The 18,196-nt window shown below is 58.1% G+C and carries 16 protein-coding genes and 1 pseudogene; 10 read left to right on the top strand and 7 right to left on the bottom strand.

Translation table 11 applies throughout. From position 1 onward, the window contains the following. Positions 1 to 10: 10 nt before the first annotated feature. Positions 11 to 1,276 carry a hypothetical protein gene (locus tag ACDELDRAFT_RS24915; protein ID WP_005793208.1) on the bottom strand — a complete coding sequence of 422 codons (1,266 nt, stop codon included), beginning with the start codon at positions 1,274 to 1,276 and terminating at the stop codon, positions 11 to 13. 441 nt (positions 1,277 to 1,717) lie between these two features. Between ACDELDRAFT_RS24915 and ACDELDRAFT_RS02625 the strand changes: the two genes are divergently transcribed. The 10 genes from ACDELDRAFT_RS02625 (at position 1,718) to ACDELDRAFT_RS02580 (ending at position 11,340) form a co-directional block, all read left to right on the top strand. Further along, complete coding sequence (locus tag ACDELDRAFT_RS02625; protein ID WP_005793207.1) at positions 1,718 to 3,232, top strand: lipopolysaccharide biosynthesis protein; 1,515 nt, start codon at positions 1,718 to 1,720, stop codon at positions 3,230 to 3,232. A 27-nt stretch (positions 3,233 to 3,259) separates the two neighbouring features. Further along, the gene (locus ACDELDRAFT_RS02620) at positions 3,260 to 4,297 is read left to right on the top strand and encodes a hypothetical protein (protein WP_005793206.1); all 1,038 of its coding nucleotides are present in this window, start codon (positions 3,260 to 3,262) and stop codon (positions 4,295 to 4,297) included. Positions 4,298 to 4,301: 4 nt separating this feature from the next. Further along, on the top strand, positions 4,302 to 5,144 hold the full coding sequence (locus tag ACDELDRAFT_RS02615; protein ID WP_005793205.1) for a hypothetical protein: 843 nt from the start codon (positions 4,302 to 4,304) through the stop codon (positions 5,142 to 5,144). 10 nt (positions 5,145 to 5,154) lie between these two features. Continuing rightward, positions 5,155 to 6,531, top strand: coding sequence for a DUF4910 domain-containing protein (locus ACDELDRAFT_RS02610; protein WP_005793204.1), 1,377 nt, complete (start codon positions 5,155 to 5,157; stop codon positions 6,529 to 6,531). Positions 6,532 to 6,559: 28 nt separating this feature from the next. Next, positions 6,560 to 7,594, top strand: a complete 1,035-nt coding sequence (locus ACDELDRAFT_RS02605) for an NAD-dependent epimerase/dehydratase family protein (protein ID WP_005793202.1) — start codon at positions 6,560 to 6,562, stop codon at positions 7,592 to 7,594. Between the two features lie 14 nt (positions 7,595 to 7,608). Then, positions 7,609 to 8,553 (top strand): glycosyltransferase family 2 protein, encoded by a 945-nt coding sequence (locus ACDELDRAFT_RS02600; RefSeq protein WP_157764861.1) that lies wholly within the window; start codon positions 7,609 to 7,611, stop codon positions 8,551 to 8,553. Then, the gene (locus tag ACDELDRAFT_RS02595) at positions 8,550 to 9,197 is read left to right on the top strand and encodes a PIG-L deacetylase family protein (protein WP_005793200.1); all 648 of its coding nucleotides are present in this window, start codon (positions 8,550 to 8,552) and stop codon (positions 9,195 to 9,197) included. The genes ACDELDRAFT_RS02600 and ACDELDRAFT_RS02595 overlap by 4 nt, the downstream gene beginning before the upstream one ends. Continuing rightward, complete coding sequence (locus ACDELDRAFT_RS02590; RefSeq protein WP_005793199.1) at positions 9,190 to 10,344, top strand: carboxylate--amine ligase; 1,155 nt, start codon at positions 9,190 to 9,192, stop codon at positions 10,342 to 10,344. The genes ACDELDRAFT_RS02595 and ACDELDRAFT_RS02590 overlap by 8 nt, the downstream gene beginning before the upstream one ends. 94 nt (positions 10,345 to 10,438) lie before the next feature. Further along, positions 10,439 to 11,155, top strand: coding sequence for a phosphatidylserine decarboxylase (locus tag ACDELDRAFT_RS02585; RefSeq protein ID WP_005793198.1), 717 nt, complete (start codon positions 10,439 to 10,441; stop codon positions 11,153 to 11,155). Then, the gene (locus tag ACDELDRAFT_RS02580; protein WP_005793197.1) at positions 11,152 to 11,340 is read left to right on the top strand and encodes a hypothetical protein; all 189 of its coding nucleotides are present in this window, start codon (positions 11,152 to 11,154) and stop codon (positions 11,338 to 11,340) included. Before ACDELDRAFT_RS02585 ends, ACDELDRAFT_RS02580 begins: the two co-directional genes overlap by 4 nt. Before the next feature lie 29 nt (positions 11,341 to 11,369). Here ACDELDRAFT_RS02580 and ACDELDRAFT_RS02575 read toward each other — a convergent pair whose 3' ends face one another. The 6 genes and pseudogenes from ACDELDRAFT_RS02575 to ACDELDRAFT_RS24910 form a co-directional block, all read right to left on the bottom strand. Then, entirely contained in the window at positions 11,370 to 12,149 is a 780-nt protein-coding gene (locus ACDELDRAFT_RS02575) for a sugar phosphate nucleotidyltransferase (protein WP_005793196.1), read from the bottom strand. A gap of 3 nt (positions 12,150 to 12,152) precedes the next feature. Further along, a complete protein-coding gene (locus ACDELDRAFT_RS02570) occupies positions 12,153 to 13,439 on the bottom strand; it encodes a class I SAM-dependent methyltransferase (protein ID WP_005793195.1) in 1,287 nt (428 codons plus the stop codon). Positions 13,440 to 13,508: 69 nt separating this feature from the next. Further along, on the bottom strand, positions 13,509 to 15,746 hold the full coding sequence (locus tag ACDELDRAFT_RS23545) for a polysaccharide deacetylase family protein (RefSeq protein WP_005793194.1): 2,238 nt from the start codon (positions 15,744 to 15,746) through the stop codon (positions 13,509 to 13,511). A gap of 69 nt (positions 15,747 to 15,815) precedes the next feature. Next, positions 15,816 to 16,892, bottom strand: a complete 1,077-nt coding sequence (locus ACDELDRAFT_RS02560) for an acyltransferase family protein (RefSeq protein ID WP_005793193.1) — start codon at positions 16,890 to 16,892, stop codon at positions 15,816 to 15,818. 27 nt (positions 16,893 to 16,919) lie between these two features. After that, the gene (locus ACDELDRAFT_RS02555; protein ID WP_269763809.1) at positions 16,920 to 17,663 is read right to left on the bottom strand and encodes an O-antigen ligase family protein; all 744 of its coding nucleotides are present in this window, start codon (positions 17,661 to 17,663) and stop codon (positions 16,920 to 16,922) included. A 12-nt stretch (positions 17,664 to 17,675) separates the two neighbouring features. Continuing rightward, positions 17,676 to 18,187, bottom strand: a pseudogene (locus tag ACDELDRAFT_RS24910) (DUF5935 domain-containing protein); the annotation flags it as partial. Positions 18,188 to 18,196: the final 9 nt, after the last annotated feature.

Here is an 18,196-nt window from a genome sequence, read left to right as displayed (position 1 = left end):
AACGAATAGTTCAGGCTGATTGCAGCATGAGCGCATCCAGCAGGTACTTCGTTGCCCAGTTGGGATAACCAGCGCGCATGTAGCTCCCGAACAGGGGGTAAGAGCCGGCGAGTGCGCCGACCAATGCGGGATCATCCCCTTGCATCTGTTGATGCGCCTTCAGGAAGTTCACCAGTTGATCCGCGTGCTCGCGGTACGCCCGATTCCGGGTGTAATCGGCCAGCCGGTAACAAACGATGGCAATTTGCGCTGCCCCGGTGAGACATGATGAAAACCCGGCCGGCTCCCAGTCGGCGAAGAAGCGACCAGGCAAATATCCAGCGGCAGACTTCTTGGGCAAGAGGTGTGTCAGCGTACGTTCGACGGCTGCAATGCAATCGTGCCTTTTCACGAGAATGCCCACCTCCAGGATTCCTTGCAGCGTATATCCGATCGTGTGCGTCAGCGGCGCATCGGATCGATTCAGGCAGTTGTGTGCAAACCAGCCATTGGATTGCTGCTGGCGCAGCGCGGCCTCCATGCTGCGAACGGCCGCATTCCGATAACGATCATCATTGGCAATATCACCAAACCGGTAGATCGCCCACGCGCACAGGCAGGTATAGGTTTTGATTTCCCCCGAACTGACGAAAGCGCCATTGGTCTGGAAAAAGCCCTGCTCATCCAAATCCTGCACCAGGAAGTCTGCCGCACGGCGCGCTGCCTCAAGGAAAACCGCGTCCCCCGAGTGAATGTAGGCGGAACACCAACCATCAAGCACCATGCCTGTATTGAAAGCCGCCGCCGTCTGACGCTCCGGAGGGCATACAGCCCCCCCCTGAACGGCACCAGAAGGCATCTGAACGGATACCTCCCAATAAGCCATGTGCATCGCGGCCTCGGAGGCCGCCGGATCTCCGAATCGCCTAGAGTAGCCCAACAGCGATGTGATGATGTAGCCCGTGGTCTCCGGATACGAAGAAATCCATCCAGTGTCATTTCGTCCGCAGGGAAAGTAACCGAATGCGACACCGCCATCACCAGCCGCTGCCTTGGCTCGCAATATCCAGTCCACGGCAGCCCGCATGCGACTCTCGGTCTCCCCTACGACCGGTCTGCTGCCAGAAATCAGATATCGCCCCATCTCCCCTACGACTAATTTTCGAAACCCCTGGTTGCGCGGCCAGAACAGCGCACCGACCTGTCGGAGGAATGTCGCACAGCGCCAATACACGGCACGTGGACTTTGCCCGCACAGTTCCTTACGGAGAATGCGAGCAATGGTGAACGGCTTCATGTCGAGTCCCTCCCCAATTTATTTGGAGCCCATGACAACCAAAGGCCTATGAGCGGACGACCACCTCAGCAAGTCATTTCGACGTTGCCTTGGGGCCTTCAAGGCCCCAAAACCAATGCCCTTAGAAAGGTTTTCCGAGAACCTGCTACGTAGCCATCGTCGCAGTGGTGCCCCTTATACGGAAGACAAAACGAGTGCGAAACTGCTGTTGCAAATAGTTTCGGATCAGTTGATCATAAAGATGCTTTGAATTCATTTGCGAGAGTTGTACCCGCAAGAAGGAGGAAAAGTGTCGTCTATCAAGCATTTGGTCCGGTCCGGCTGCAGGCCGGTGCTCGCACGAGCAGGGGAATGGAGGATGGTTCTTCGGATCAGTGCCACGCGCACCTGAAACGACCCATCATCTCTTTACGCTTTGCACTTATCTGAGACGCCCGCGACATGCCTCACAGCACTCAGACCAAGATTGCCAAAGGCGCCGTCTGGATGATTCTGTTCAAGCTGGTCGAACGAGGCCTCGGCTTGATCAGCACCTTGATTCTGGCGCGCCTTCTCATGCCCGAAGACTTCGGTGTGGTAGCCATGGCGATGTCATTCATTGCCATGGCCGAACTCCTGAGTGCCTTCAGTTTCGATACGGCCATCATCCAGAATCAGAAAGCCACCCAGGAACACTACAACAGCGCCTGGACCTGCAGTCTGCTACTGGGACTCGTGATCACACTGGTGATGATCGCGCTGGCAGTTCCCATTGCCACTTTCTACAACAGGCCGGAACTGGCCTGGGTGGTCATCGCACTGGCTTTCGGGCCACTGTTCACGGGAGCACAGAACATCGGCGTTGTGGCCTTCCTCAAGGAACTGGACTTCCGGCGCGAGTTCAGGTTCCAGGTCAGCCGCAAGCTCATCAGTTTCTGCATCGTCGTCCCGCTGGCCTTCCTCTTTCGAAGCTACTGGGCCTTGGTCGCAGGCATCCTGGTGTCGAAGTTCGGGGGAGTCCTCATCAGTTATCTGATGCACCCGTATCGTCCTCGGCTAGATTTTTCAAAAGCACGCGAGTTGCTCGTTTTTTCGCGTTGGCTCCTGGTCAACAACGCCGCCGGATTCTTCAAGGAACGTGCAGCCGACTTTTTCGTGGGACGAATGATCGGCGCCAACTCACTGGGCACCTACAACCTCGCCTACGAACTCGCAAACCTACCCACGACGGAAATCGGGGCACCAATCAATCGGGCGCTTCTCCCTGGCTTTGCCAAGATGCACGGACCAGCCGAAGTCTCCAGCGCCTACACCAACGCGGTTGGAATTCTCGCACTCGTGGCTCTGCCCATCGCTGCCGGCATGCACGCCCTTGCCCCTTATCTGATTCCCGTGATGTTGGGGAACAAATGGCTGGACGTTGTGCCCTTGATGCAATTGCTGGCCTTCAACGGCGCGCTCCTGCTGTTCCATGCCTCGATTTGTGCCGTGCTGATCGGCCGTGGTTTCCCCGCTCGAGTGATGTATGCCAATCTCTTTTACACGGCAATGCTGCTGGCGCTACTCGCTGGAATCTTTCAGTATGACAAGAGCATAGGGGTGAAAGGTGCCGCCTATGCGGCACTGCTGACTTCGCTGCTGTCCACACCGGTTTACCTGTACCAGCTCCGCCATTGCCTGGGGCTGCAGCCATTTCTGTTTATCAAGGCCGCGACACGTCCCGCTTTGGCATCGGCGCTGCTGATCCTGATGGTGCAGTGGGTCATTCCCCCCTATCGTGTTGGCACGACCTTCGTATCGACCTTCATCTGGTTGCTGGCGGGCAGCATCGTGGCGCTGGGTACCTACGTCGCCGCGGTGCTGCTGGTGTGGCATGTTGCAGGGCGCCCCGTGGGCGCCGAGCATATGCTGCTGCAACGCTTGGCGAAGGAGTGGGCACAGCGTTTCAAACTTCGTACCGGTTCCAGCCATGTCTGAAGCTCAAAAGAACCAGGAGCAGACACAGTGAGTGAATCCAAATTCAGGTGGCCTCACGAACTAGGCCTGCACGCTGGCGAATGGGTCACCGTCCGATCAGCCGAGGAGATACTGGGCACGCTCGACGAAAGGGCGCGCCTCGACAACCTTCCTTTCCAGCCTGAAATGCTCGCTTTCTGCGGTCAGCAGTTACGAGTTTTCAAAGTTGCACATAAAACCTGCGACAACATCGAGAAGACAGGGGGGCGACGCATGCGCAATGCAGTGCATCTGGAGCACGCACGATGCAATGGCTCAGTGCATGGCGGCTGCATGGCAGATTGCGTCTTCTTCTGGAAGGAGGCCTGGCTCAAACGCGCCAGCGACACCACGCCTGCCCAGCCTCCGCCAGCCATGGTGTCCCAAGCCGACGTGCGACGACATGCAATGGTGCCCCAGGAAGATGCGTCGAGAGAACCCGTTTACGTGTGTCAAACCACCGCACTGTACGAGGCCACGACGCAGCTGCACTGGTGGGATCTGCGCCAGTACATTCGAGACATCACGAGCGGCAACCACGATGCCTGGCATATGACCAAGCTGCTGTTGTTCGCAGGCTATCGCCACCTCGTGAACACCGGATACGGGTACCGTCTTCTGGTTTCCGCTTTCAATCGTTTCCAGCGCTTGCGCGGCGGCAAGCCCTACCCACTGGGGAGTGGCGTGATCGCTGATGGACACCCCACGCCAACGGAGACACTCAATCTGCGCCCTGGTGAGTGGGTCGAGATCAAGCCCATATCCGAGATCCTTCAGACCATCACGCGAGGAGGTTTCAACCGCGGCATGCGCTATGACCTGGAGATGTCGAAATATTGCGGAGAGCGCCACCGAGTGCAGATGCGAGTGGACAAGCTCATCAACGAGAAAACCGGCACGATGATGCAGATGAAGAGTCCCTGCATCCAACTCGAAGATGTGTATTGCCGGGCCGAGTGCACGCCCAAACGCATCGGCTGCCCTCGCGCCTCCAATACCTATTGGCGAGAAATTTGGCTGCGACGCGTAGATGGCCCGGAAGGATAAGAATATGAACTGGCGACGCCGCGACTTCCTGGCCGCCTCAGCGGCAACCGCTTCGCTTGCTACCGCAGGTTGCGACAGTGAGCCCCATACCGTCTTCGCCTTGCCCGACACCGGCCTGGATTTTCCTGGTTCTGCGGGGGTACGGCACACCATGCGATTCCGCTTCACCCAGCCGCTGGCCATCTACCCGGCAACCTATATATGGCGAGCCCGTCCACAACGCCAACACGGCTACTACACCGCATTCTTTTGGGGGAATGACGACGGCCAAGACGATCTCAGGACTTTTCTGTGGACCCGCCGAGGCACGGCTGATGCCTACTACGGCGCGCACCCCTACCCTCAGCCAGCCCCGGCCGGAGCAGATCACCGCTGGGAGATATCAATCCTGCAAAAGGATCTGCTGGGAGCGCCCGTCGACTACGACCGCTGGTATGTGCAGGGATTCCGCGCATGGGCGAGCCCGCTCGGCAAACACCACGAGTTCTACTGGGACCTTCCGTTCACCAATGCCCCGCATCGCGTCATCTTCACGGCCCCGGCGCACTGGGGCAACGCCAGCCCGCCCCGGCCGACACTGACTTGGGGCGACGCTCCTTGGGCGCCAGGCAACGAGGTGTGGCACGGAGTGCTCAGCAGCTTCCAGATTTATCAGGCCTGCCTCTCTGTGGACGACATGGATCAAGAGGCACGTGTGCCAGGCAGCACGAGAGTTGGCCAGCAAAGCCTCTGGTACCTGAACATGAACCCGACTCCCGGCGATATTTCAGATCACTCGGGCCGAGAAAACCACCCCGAATGGGTGGGCCCCGAGCGTCCGACGCTCTGGACTCGCGCCCGCTATTGACCAACCCATCATGGAACGACTGCAGAACCTACTTCAGCAACTGGATGCAGCCCAGGTGGGCGCGCGCATGTTCGCACTCATGGAACGCCTTTACCCCATTTGCCGCAGCATCACGGGCCAAGGCGTGCGCCAGACGTTAGACATCCTGCAGGAAAGCCTGCCCCTCGTGCGCAGCGAAGTCCCCACCGGCACGCCTGCATTCGACTGGACTGTGCCCAATGAATGGACGATTCGTGACGCCTGGATCAAGGACTCATCGGGGGTCTGCATCGTCGATTTCAAACGCTCCAACCTGCATGTGGTCAGTTACAGCATCCCCGTCCACCGGCGCCTGGGCCTGCGGGAACTCAAGGAACATCTGCACAGCGATCCCGAACACCCCGATTGGATTCCGTACCGCACCAGCTACTACCGTGAAACCTGGGGCTTCTGCCTTGCACACCAGCAGTTGCTCTCGCTGCAAGAAGGTGAATACGAGGTCTGCATTGATGCAGATCTGCGCCCGGGCAGCCTGAGTTATGCGGAGTGCGTCATTCCAGGGGCCAGCCCGAGCGAAGTCCTGCTGTTTGCCCACACTTGCCATCCCTCCCTTTGCAACGACAACCTCTCAGGTGTAGTTCTCCTGGCGGCCCTCGGGCAGTATCTCCGGCGAAGCCAGCTGCAATGGACCTATCGCCTCGTGTTCGCCCCGGCCACCATCGGATCGATCACATGGCTCAGCCGCAACCAGGGACATCTGGGCCAGATCAAGGCAGGTTTGATCGTTTCTGTGGCCGGCGACCCAGGCGCCATTACCTACAAGCGATCACGCCACGGCAATTCCCTTATCGACCGGGCAGCCGCCAACATCGTGTGCCAAGGCGAAAAGCCCGGAACGGTCCTGCCTTTCTCCCCGTGGGGCTACGACGAGCGTCAATTCTGCTCCCCAGGCATCAATCTGCCCGTCGGCCGCATCACGCGATCGCCCAACGGGGCGTACCCCCAGTACCACACATCAGCCGACAACCTGGATTTGGTGCAAGCAGAGCATCTGACGGACTCTCTGCAACGGATCATGCGAATCCTATGCGTGCTGGAGTCCGATCGCCGTTACCTGAATCTGTCGCCATTTGGCGAGCCCCAACTCGGCCGGCGCGGCCTCTATCAGATGATGGGGGGCTACACAAACATTGGGGCGTTGCAGCATGCCCTGCTCTGGGTCCTGAACTATTCCGACGGATTGCACAGCCTGCTCGACATAGCCGAGGCATCGGGAATGGATTTCCAGACGTTGCTGCACGCGGCGGAGTTGGCCGAGCAGTCTGGCCTGCTGTCACCTGGACCACTGAGCCTGGATCTGTGCACCATATCCGGAAGCGAGCTACCCACCTACGGACACACGACCTGACACCTTGAGACTCTTGAAGGATGCAACCATGAAAATTTTGCTGACAGGAACTGAAGGCTACATTGGTGCGCGACTGGCGCCAATCCTCATGGCACGCGGACACGAGATAACCGGTCTCGACACGGGCTTCTATATGGACGGCACGCTCTACATCGACACACGCGGAATGCCCCATGCGCCGCGAACGGTATACAAGGATTTGCGCAAAGTTTCTGAGAGTGACTTGCGAGGATTTGATGCCGTGATTCACTTGGCGGAACTGTCGAACGACCCGCTGGGCCAGAATCGTCCCGAGATCACCTACAAAATCAACCACGAAGGTTCCGTCAGCATCGCACGTGCAGCCCGGGCGGCCGGTGTGCGGCGCTTTGTATACGCGTCATCCTGCAGCGTTTACGGAGCGGGCACGGGCGAATTCCTGGACGAAAACGCCGCCGTAAATCCGCAAACAGCCTATGCACACTGCAAGGTCAACGTGGAGCGGGATGTGCGCACCATGGCCAGCAACGATTTCTGCGTAGTGTTCCTGCGCAATGCCACCGCTTACGGTCCGTCGCCTCGAATGCGCTTCGACATCGTGCTCAATGACCTCTGCGCCCTTGCGTGCACCCAAGGACGGATCGCAATGACCAGCGATGGCAGCCCATGGCGACCCATCGTTCACATCGAGGATATTTGCCAGGCTATGGCCTGCGCCGTGGAAGCGCCGGTCGCAGCGGTTAACGGTGAAGTATTCAACGTCGGGGCCAATAGCGAAAATTACCGTGTTCGCGAAATCGCTGCCATCGTGGCCGAGGCCTTTCCAGGCTGCGAAGTCACGTCTGGCCCCCCCAGTGCGGACAACCGCAGTTATCGGGTGTCATTCGACAAGATCGCTTCGCGTCTTCCAGGCTTCAAGGCCCGCTGGAAGGCACACGATGGCGCAGTGGAGTTGGCTCGTCTATTCAAGCGCATCGATTTTTCAAAAGATCTGTACGCTTGGCGCTCTTTCACCCGCTTAAAGCAGTTGCATTATCTGCAACGTACGCATCAAATCGATGATGATCTGTTTTGGATCGCATAGCTCGGGGAATTGCCGTGATCAATCAACCCGCTACCCCACGCGTCACCATTGGCATGCCTGTGTACAACGGCGCGGTGACGATCGCCCAGTCGCTCGACAGCCTGCTTGCGCAGTGCTTCGACGACTTTGAACTGGTGATTTCCGACAACGCATCCACGGATGACAGCGTCCGCATCATCGAGTCTTATTGCCAGCGGGACGCACGAATCCGGCTGATTCGGCAAAGTTTCAATGTCGGGGCCAATGGTAATTTCAGCGCCGTGGTGAATGCTGCGCGCGGTGAATACTTCAAGTGGTCCACATGCAGCGATCTGTGTTCGCCAGACTTCCTCGCACACTGCGTCACCATTCTCGACACGCATCCGGATGTGGTCCTGGCCGCGCCGACCACACGCCTGTTCGAAGCCAATCCAGACGATGCCATGCCCTATGCTGGGGACATCGAAGTAATGGACGATTCGCCAGCAAAGCGCTTCCAAAGGCTGATCGAAACCATCAAGCTGAACAATGCAATGAATGGTCTGATCCGCTCTGCAGCGCTGCGGGTACGACACCCGGTGATCGACCACTACATGCAAGCCGATATCGTGATGATGAGTTGCTTGGCACTGCAAGGCAAGTTAGCCCTGGTACCTGAAGCGGTACTCCTGCGCAGAATGGATCCACGAACCGCCACGATCTTGATGACCAAAGAGGACGATATCCGACACCACTACCCGGCCCCGGACTTGCGCGCCCTGCTCCCTGCGTGGCGCCTCTTTCTGGGATGGCAGAAGGCCGTCAGCCAGACACCTGTTGCAGCCGCTGAAAAGCGACAGGCGTATCACTACATTGCCAAGATGTGTTTCTGGGAACGCGGTCGCCTGTTCCGGGACATTCCTGACGGAATTGCCTCATTTCTGCAATTGAGCCGGCTTGGCCGGTGGCATGCATCGACCAAACGATCCCCCAGCCCATGATTGCTCTTGGCTTTCCGCCATCGGCGCCCCGCGTTCTCTGCATCGGTGCCCATAGCGATGACATCGAGATAGGTTGCGCAGGCACGCTGCTGGAGTGGCGCCAGCGCTACCCGGCCTTGCAGATCTGCTGGGTGGTGATGAGTACGGATGATTTGCGCGCCAAGGAGGCTCGAAAGAGCGCACGCGCCTTGCTTGGCAACAAGCTCACTCAGGTCATCCTTGGGAACTTCAATGACGGGTATCTCCCGGCGCAGTTCAGCGCGGCAAAAAACTTCTTGGCATCGGTCCGGGAGAGGTTCATTCCAGACGTCGTCCTGACGCATAGGCTGGACGACCGGCATCAGGATCATCGGCTGATTTCAGAAATGACCTGGCAGACCTGGCGCGACCAATTGATCCTTGAATATGAGATTCCGAAGTATGAAGGTGACTTGGGGCAACCGAATTTATATGTTCCGCTGACCCGTAAACACGCCGACCACAAATTGCGGCACCTGATGACACACTTCGGATCCCAGCGGTCCAAGGACTGGTTCAGAGAGCAGGTATTCACGGGTCTGATGCACCTGCGCGGCATCGAATGCCGCGCCGAATCTGGCTGCGCGGAAGCCTTTCACGCGCGCAAGGTAGTGCTCGGTGGCTGAGATCAATGCGGTCATCTTGGGCAGCGGCCTCAATGCGCTGGGCGTATTGCGTGCGCTAGCGGCCCACCGCGTGCATTGCGCGGTGGTGTCACACCAGGGCAAGGGACCCGCGCTGTACTCCCGCCATGTGGCCCGACAGCTGAAATCCGGCAGCTCTCTTGATCCGTCTTATCTGGTGTCAGCTCTGGGCCTGCAAAACAGGCAATGCGCACTCTTTCTGACAGAAGAAAACGATGTAGCAGCCATCTCCGCCCAACCGGATCAGTGGAACACCTGCTTTCGCACCTATCTTTTTTGTCCCGATTTGGCGCTCCGGTTGCTGAACAAGACCGATTGCGATCAACTGGCAAGCGACCACGGAGCCCCGGCGCCAAAGACCGCCACCATCATGGGTCCCGCAGACTACGCGCGGACGGCTACTCTGAGGCTTCCTTGCGTCCTCAAACCCGCCGTCCGCAATGAAGCTTATTCGCAGCGCTTCAAAAAAGCTTACCGGATCGATGACCGGGCAGAGCTGCAACGACTACTCAAGGAGATGCAGCAAACGTCCGTGCCCATGGTCGTTCAAGAATGGATCGAGGGTGAGGATTCCGACATCTATTTCAATCTGCTCTATGTGGGCAGATCCGGGGAACTGCTTCGCAGCTTCGTTGGCAGGAAGACACTATGCTGGCCGCCGGCCGTTGGAGGAACAGCAGCCTGCATTGCGGCTCCGGAGCACCATTCAGCCATCACCCAACTCAGCCAACATTTCCTTGAGAGCATGGGCTTTCGCGGCCTGATAGGCATTGAATACAAGCGCGACATCCGCGACGGCGCGTTTTACCTCATCGAGCCCACGGTCTATCGCACGGATTACCAGCACGAAGTCGCGGCACTCAATGGTTCGGATTGGCTCTATGCGGCCTACCTCGACATGATGCAGCGCCCTGTCCCCGCTCAGAAGCCTTACTCAAAATCACGGAGCTGGATCGACTACCCGGCCACCCGATATTCACGGCAGGAGGCGCCGCCTCGCATCGATCACACCCGGGACTGCGCCGCCACGGATGCCCATTTCCGCCTGACCGACCCGCTCCCTGGCCTGATCCACTACGGGGGATTCCTGTGGTCCAGGATTCACCGTCACCGACGGCCAACCCCATGACGTTGCTCCATTGCAAAATAAGCAGAGCATATTCAATGCCCCCCGTAGTGGTCCTCCTCATCCGCTTGCCTGCCATCAGATCAAAGAGAAAGCCATGAAACTTGACTGGGTTCTGCTGGTTCAATTGGTGATCGTCTTCGCCTGTCTTTTCCTGCTACTTGATTACGCGATGCGCTTCCCGTTTCCCTCCCGGGTTGTGGCGCCCTTCCTTCCACCGATGAAGCGGTGGCCTGTCGAGCAACTCTGGAAATGGGTGGAAGACGGGTCTCCAGACCCGGGCTTCCTGCGCTTCTTCCTGCGCGACCCGGAACGCCGCATACCACAGGGTGACGAATGGACTGCTGCTGTCGACGGGACCGTGCTGGCCAAGCTTACCCGTGACCAGCGCAACTTCCTGGTCATATCCTTGAACGTCTGGGACGTCCACGTGGGCCGTATGCCTTTCCCTGGGACCATCACGGGCTACATGGAACATGGCGACATCGTCGACAGCGACCGCTCAGACCCGTTGCGTGACGAGCCCTATTATTTTCTTCGCGACAAAAGCTCACCCAAACAGCGCTACATGGAAGTCCGGACCGAATACGGCTTGGCGCGGATTCGTTTTATCACCAGCTATCTGTCTCGGCGCATCGAATTTTTCCATCCGGTCGGAAGCCATCTGGAGAAAGGGCAACGCATGGGTCGAATGCTGTTCGGCAGCACCTGTGTCATTGAAGTCGACGAACGCTATGCGTTTGACGTCGAAGAAGGGCAACGCACGGTGGCGGGCGAGACCATCATTCTGAAAAACCCGGTGAAAGCCCCATGATGGAATTCCTCATCGAAGGGGAACGGCTCGCTTGGCCAGTAGTCTGTGCACTGGTCTTTTTGACCGTGTTACTTCTGGGCACTGATCTCGTATGGCGCATGAGCAAACTGAGCGGCAAGGTACTGCTTCTGCATGCGATGATCATCGGTACAGCCGGCGTGCTGCTCATCTTTCGTTTCGGCTGAAAGCGCGCACACCAACGGTGGATGAGGTTTCAGCCACGGCTCCAGAGTTCCCAAGGCCGGCAGCCACTCTCGTAATCCTCATCAAAAGACAGTTTGTCTTTGTAGGTATCCATGGCCTTCCAGAACCCCTGGTGCCGGTATGAAAATAACTGCTTTTGCGCAATGAGGCGCTGGAAGGGGGCCTCGACCAGTTCCTCTCCGGGTTCAATGTGCTCGAAGATCTCCCGGCGAAGCACCATGTAACCCCCATTGATCCACAATTCGGCATCTGCCCACGGGCCAATGTACCGGACCATTCCATCCGACTCCGTGACGACGGTGTGGTAGCTACCTGCCGGCCGCACAGAAACGAAACTGGCGATTTTTTGCTGCGCTTTGGCCAGTCCGATGTACTGCTCCAAGTCAATGTCACACAACTGATCCGAGTAATTGGCGAGGAACACCTCTTCCCCTCGGAGAAGGTGCCGGACCGCGACGAGCCTTTCGGCGATATTGCGCCGAAGTCCTGTATCGACGAATTCGATATTCCAGTCACGCACATCAGTCACGTTGGAGCGCAGTTTTGGCACCCCTTGCTCAAGCCGGAAGTCCTCACTCATGTGCGGCTTGTAGTTGAGGAAAAACTCCCGGATCATTTCTCCCTTGTAGCCTAGACACAAGATGAAATCCTTGTGTCCGAAGTACGCGAAGTGACGCATGAGATGCCAGATGATGGGCCGATGCCCGACATGGACCAGTGGCTTGGGAATGGTCTCTGAGAACTCTCGCATCCGAGTGCCCATTCCGCCGCAAAACAACACGACTTTCATGATTCACCCCTCCTGAACGGGAGCAACTGGCTCAGTCCAGACCCTTGGCTCAGGTATGGGCGTTACCCACTGCCCTCCCCACTCCCGGATGTATGCCGTCTGGGCCATGATTTCTTCTTTCAGGTTCCATGGCAGGATGAAAAGATAGTCGGGCTTCATGGACCGGACGTGCGCGGGAGGATAGATCGGAATACGACTTCCCGGTGCAAATGTGTGCTGCTTGGCCGGATTGGCATCCACCGTGAAATCGATCAGATCCGTGCCAATGCCGCAGAAATTCAGCAACGTGTTGCCCTTCCCCGGCGCCCCGTACCCCGCAACGCGCTTGCCACGGCGACGGGCATCAATCAGAAAGCTCAGAATGTCGCGCTTGCTCGCGCAGGCCTGCTCGGCAAATCTGGCATAGACATGCCCATCGAGCATTCCCGCAATCCGCTCTTTCTCAAGCAGCGCCGCCACCGCGTGACTGAGGGGAAGCACACCACCCGCATGCTGACCAAACACCCGTAACGACCCGCCATGGGTGCTCAGCTCCTCAACGTCGTACAGTGCAAGGCCGGCGGTGCGAAATACTGCCTGCACAGCATGCAGCGACAGATAAGAAAAATGCTCGTGATAGATGGTGTCGAACTGGTTGAATCGGATGAGATTGAGCAGGTGCGGGAACTCGAAGGTGACCGTACCGCCCGGCGTCAACACTTCCTTGACTCCTGCGACGAAATCGTTGATATCTGGCACGTGCGCCAGAACATTGTTCCCAACCACCAAGTCGGCCGCACCGTAAACATCGCGCAAGGCGCGTGCCGTGTCCCGGCCAAAAAAACAGGTCTCCGTGCGGATGCCCTTGCGTTGAGCTGCTTCAGCCACGCTGCGCGAGGGTTCTACGCCCAGCACCGGAACAGCGTGCGGGGCGAAATGCTGCAACAAGTAGCCGTCGTTGCTGGCCAATTCCACGACCAAACTGCTGGCCGACAACCCCAGCTGGCCAACCATGCGATCCACATAGCACTTGGCATGCTGAACCCAGCTCGAAGAGTAAGAGGAAAAGTAAGGATAGTTCTCTGTAAAAACGTCGCCAGAACTGATGCAGTCACGCAATTGAACTAACCAGCATTGCGTACACACATACGCCTGCAACGGAAAGTAGCGCTCGGGCTTGTCAAAGTCTTCTGGAGCAATCTGTGTCTGGCATAAGGGCGTCATGCCCAAGTCGGCAAACGGCAAGACGACGGTTGCACCGCAGTGGCGACATGCAAACGATGGGACACGAAACGCCTCCGTGCTGTTCATGCAAGCTCCTTCGCCAATTTGAAGTACTTTGTGGCAAGTATCAACACTGTGGCGAACTGTGGCAAGCCCTCAAGCGATGCGCTCCGCCGCTTCATTCGTAGCCGGGCTTGCATGCGCATTGAGCATCTCGCAAAGGCGCTCAGCCTGAGCCTCCCTGGAAAACACTCGAACCGAATCCAAGGATCTGGGCGGAATGCCTCCCCCATGCAGCTTTCGGATCGCCAACCACTGCAATAGCGCGCGCCGAATATCGTCGCTGCTCGCCATGTCTCCCAGAAACACGCCATCGAACGGACGCAGCTGGCCCGCCGTGTCTCCAGCTGGATCCAGCACGGCCAACAACGGGGATTGCGCCCGGAGATACTCGTAGACCTTTGCTGGAATCTGCGCATTGAAATTGGAGCCTTGGAAGACAAGCAGCAGGTCTGCTCCCAGCATTTCGGCGATGGCCTCGTCATAGGGAATTGGCGGAGATATCTCGACGACGTCGCTTAGGCCATGTTTGGCCGCAGAGTCGGAGACTTCCGCGCCATGCTTGGGAGCCCTGAAGCGAATTTGCAGGTGTTCCCGATCCAGGCTGCCGTCATCGATAAGCCCTTGCACTGCAGCAAAGAACGTGGACGGATCGCGATCCCTCGGATAGATGAGACCACTGTGGAGCATGAAGAGCGTCCGCCGTTCCAATCCTGATCGTGCAGGAGTGACCCCAGCGAAGACCGTTTCGTCGTATCCATTGGCGATCACCTTGCACTTGTGCGCCTCAAGCGGATAGCGCCTCGCGTATTCCTTTGCAGCACGCTCCGTCGTAAAAACACAGGCTGCTGCGCGGTGAAGGACGCGGGCCTCCAGCCACGTCATGACCTGGCGCTGCATCCCAGGTGCCGGGGAACTTGCCGAAACCATGGGATCGCGAAAATCGGCCACCCAGGGCAATCCCGTCAGGCGACTGATCGTCGCCGCAATCATGTGAGCGCTTGAGATGGGGTACGTGCTCCAAATGACCGCGGGCCTGTACTGCCTGACGGCCTTCAAGCCCTTGAACACCGCAGCAAACCACCATGTGGACCAGCGGTCGGGGAGCGCCAGGACACCAGGATACTTCTTGGCAATTGACAGGTGCCTGGCTGCGTCCAGAGCGAGAGCGCGCAAGATCGGCGTGTTCGGCGGCACTGAACTAATCAGGTCATTACGCTGCTCCTCGTATGCAGAAGACGATGCCGTCAACACAACCGGAGACCACTGGCCCGATGGCAGGTGCTTCACAAAATTGAGCGTTCGCAGGACGCCACTGCTGCCCGCCTGAGGTGGAAAATGAAAAGCAACCATTAACACCCGTCGAAGCCCGTCTTCCGGCACGGCGATCTGCCTGTGCGGCTCGATCAGGCTCCGGGCAAGCTGGAATTCCCACCGGGGTCCAGCGTTCCCTGTTGGCGTATGCCGTGGTATCTGGAACACCGAGCTCTGTTCGTTGGCGGTTCCTCTGTGGCTGGTCACGGCCACTTCATAACCACACTGCTCGACTAGCTTGACATGCTCTTCGTTGAAGTCTTCGGTCGGTAGGCCGTTCGGGTACGAGAATGCGGCGACCCGAGCCCCGATCAGTGATTCGAGATGATCCTTGCACGCGCCAATTTCGTGCCGCGCTTGCTCCACTGAACAACGCGTCAAGATGGGAAGATCTACGGAGTGGCCTCCAATATCGAAACCTTTGGCATGGATGGCCCGCAGATCGGCAACCGACATATGGGGTACATCACCCAGAGTCGTTCCGGCCAGTCCTTCAAGCTCCTGCAGCAGTTCCTCGCGACGCTTCGGGTTCTGGAATTTGAGGAAGCGGTCCAGGCGGATCAGCGCCTCCGTCTTCGCATCCAGGCTGCCGAAGTCGACACGAGGCGAAGCGGCATCCGACAACGCGATGTCCTGCAGTTCTGCAGGCGCGCTCCGGACTGCATGCAGAGTCCGCTCGCTCCACATTGGTCGCCCTGCAAGCTGGCCGGAGGCGATGAAGAACGTGGCATGGACAGCATATTTCTCCAACACGGGTATCACCCCGTGCAACCAGTCGGCATAGCCGCCGTCGAAGGTAATGCAGGCCGCTCGTCCAGGCAAGTTACCCGCGCGAAGGGCGCGGGATGCCTCGACCAACGGGATGATACGGAATAGTTTGGTGATTGACGCCAGCAACCGCTCAAAGGCGGCCAGATCGAACTCGGCACGGACCATCGGATCGAGACGGGCCGGCACCTTGTGGAAGAGAAGCACCGTGAGCTTGCCACGCGATAGCAGTTTCAGGCAGGGGAGCAACATCACCGATCCTTCCGTATCGCAAGGACCAACATGTATATCAATAGTCCGACAGAGACGACGATCGAGATGTTATCCAGCATGGATCACCCCTTTTTTCGTGACAATGAGACCATACAGCCAGGTTCTGGCCGGCACCTCAACCAACCGATACAGGATGATCGAAAGCAGCGCCACCACTGCCAGGTAGGTCCCGAACTGCAGCAGTCCGATGTCTGTGGATAAGAACTTGACCCAATCCTTCACCAGATAGTGGACCAGATAGGTCGAATAAGAGCACTCCCCGATGCGAACCAGCACCGGGGAGCCCAACCATCGAGCCACGGTGCCTTGCCCGTCAAGCAACACGACTATCAGCAGCACAAATCCCAGGGGGGCAGACACGGTATCCGGCAGCTGCCACAACGTAACTGACATGAGCCAGACACACAGCGCTGCACCTGCGTACCAGGCGAGTCGACGGGTATCCTGCCATTGCCCATAGGCTTTGCCGATCGTCATGCCCATGAAGAACTCAGCCACACATCGGTATATGCCGAACTGCCCGATGCCGCTGCCCAGCGAGGGCAATTCCGCCAAGTGATAGAGCGCAGCGATTGCGAATGCAGGCAAAACGAGGCCCGTCGCCAGCGCCCCCGCGCGCCATCGTTCGCGCCCCAAGAACAGCGCCAGAAACGGAAACAGCAGATACGCGGCAAACTCCGTGCTGATCGACCAGGCCGGTACGTTCCAGGCCAGGCGATCAGTCCACCCCCAGTTCTGCACTAGCAGCAAGGACGCCAGGTAGTACAGCGGGTCATACCGCTCGCCAAGCTGGCCGGTATTCGAAAAAAAATACAGCGCGACCGGATTGGCAAGGTACAGCAGCAGAATGACCAAATGCAGCGGGTAAATGCGGGCCAGCCGCTTGCCGTAGAACGCCAGCATCTCCGGAAGCCGCAAACGACCGAAATCAATGCCGTAGTTCACGTAGAGCACGAAGCCACTGAGGATGAAAAAAAGATCAACCGCCAGAAAGCCCTCGTCTACGAAAGCCAAGGCCCAGCCCCCGAATCTCCCGGTGAGCACCTCCCGAAAATGGTAGACCACCACCAGCCAGGCTGCCAACCCACGCAAACCAGTCAGCGCAGAGATGTTGCCGGATTTCATGATTGGAACCGCCTCTTCAGCACTTATCTACATGCTACGGCGCATCTTCTGCCGGATGTTGAACAGCGCGACCGACAGAGCGGCAAGATAATAAAAATAGGATTGAAAGCCGATGCCAATGAAGGCCCCACCAGCCAGAAAGACATACAGCGTGAACAACAGGTACTGTCCGACATCGCTTAGCCATTCCGCACCGGGGCCGAACCGCTCGTTCCGCAGTACCACGAACGTGTGCCGGGTGACCAAGACTATGGCCAGAAACAGCGCAAAGCCTGGAATTCCGGTTTCCCCGAGAATCTCGAAATAGATGCTGTGAAAAGCCTTTGAAAGCACCGTGAGGGTGGAGCCGTCAGCCAGCGGAATCGTCATCTCGTTGATCAGGAAGACGTCAAAGCTGCCCCCCCAGGGGTGAGCCATGACGTACTTGAGCGTCCACAGCCAGACCGCCACGCGCCCCATTGCCGACTCTTCCGAACTGTCGCCAATCGTGGACATCCGATTCATCCAGCTTTCACTGGTGATACCGAGAAGTAGCATCAGAATGAGAGGTGCCACGACGAGGTAGAGCAAACGCCGCCTGGACCGGAGCATCAGCAGCATCCCCAGCACGCCCATGCTGATGAGGCCAGTACGGGCGTATGTTCCGATCGAGGTCAGCAGGGCCAAGATGATGAATCCAACCAACAGGAGCCGCACCAGCCTCGGATGGGGCAGCAAGATCTGCCACTTGTATAGATAGAGGCAGATGGGCACCAGACTGACGGCAAACATCGCCAGTGTGCTGCTTTCGCCATATCCATGGTTCATATTCACCAAGCCAAGAGGCATGCCATACCCCCCCCCGAGATCAGCACCTTTGCGCCGAATGGCAGGCAGTGCGCGATACCCGACAACACCAGCGTCCAGAGAAACGCCTCGATGTGGATACGGTTGCGCAGGAAGTAAGGCACGCAGCATGAGAAAAGAACGCTCTTGATGGCCCAGTTCCACTTTGCAAAGGCAGCATCGGGCACTTCAGCCCACAGCAAGGTCAGAGACATCCATGCGCCCAGCAGCACCGTGAGCACGGTAACGCTGCGGGCCACCACATCCGGATCCTTCGGCAATCGAAGCAGCCCGAAAAGCACGAACACGGCCAGGATCATCGATACCGGAATGGACGGCAGGAGCGAATAGGCGACCAGTTGCGGAGTGAAGATGTCAACCCATACGTAACCCAGCATCCAGACGTAGGAAGCCTGGAATCCCAACGCGATGATCAAAAGATAGACAACGGTGAGAAACAGACTGCGCATGGAGTTGGA

Origin of the sequence: Acidovorax delafieldii 2AN (assembly GCF_000175235.1) — a bacterium.
GTDB lineage: Bacteria > Pseudomonadota > Gammaproteobacteria > Burkholderiales > Burkholderiaceae_C > Acidovorax > Acidovorax delafieldii_B.
This window is presented reverse-complemented; position numbering and strand designations above follow the sequence as displayed.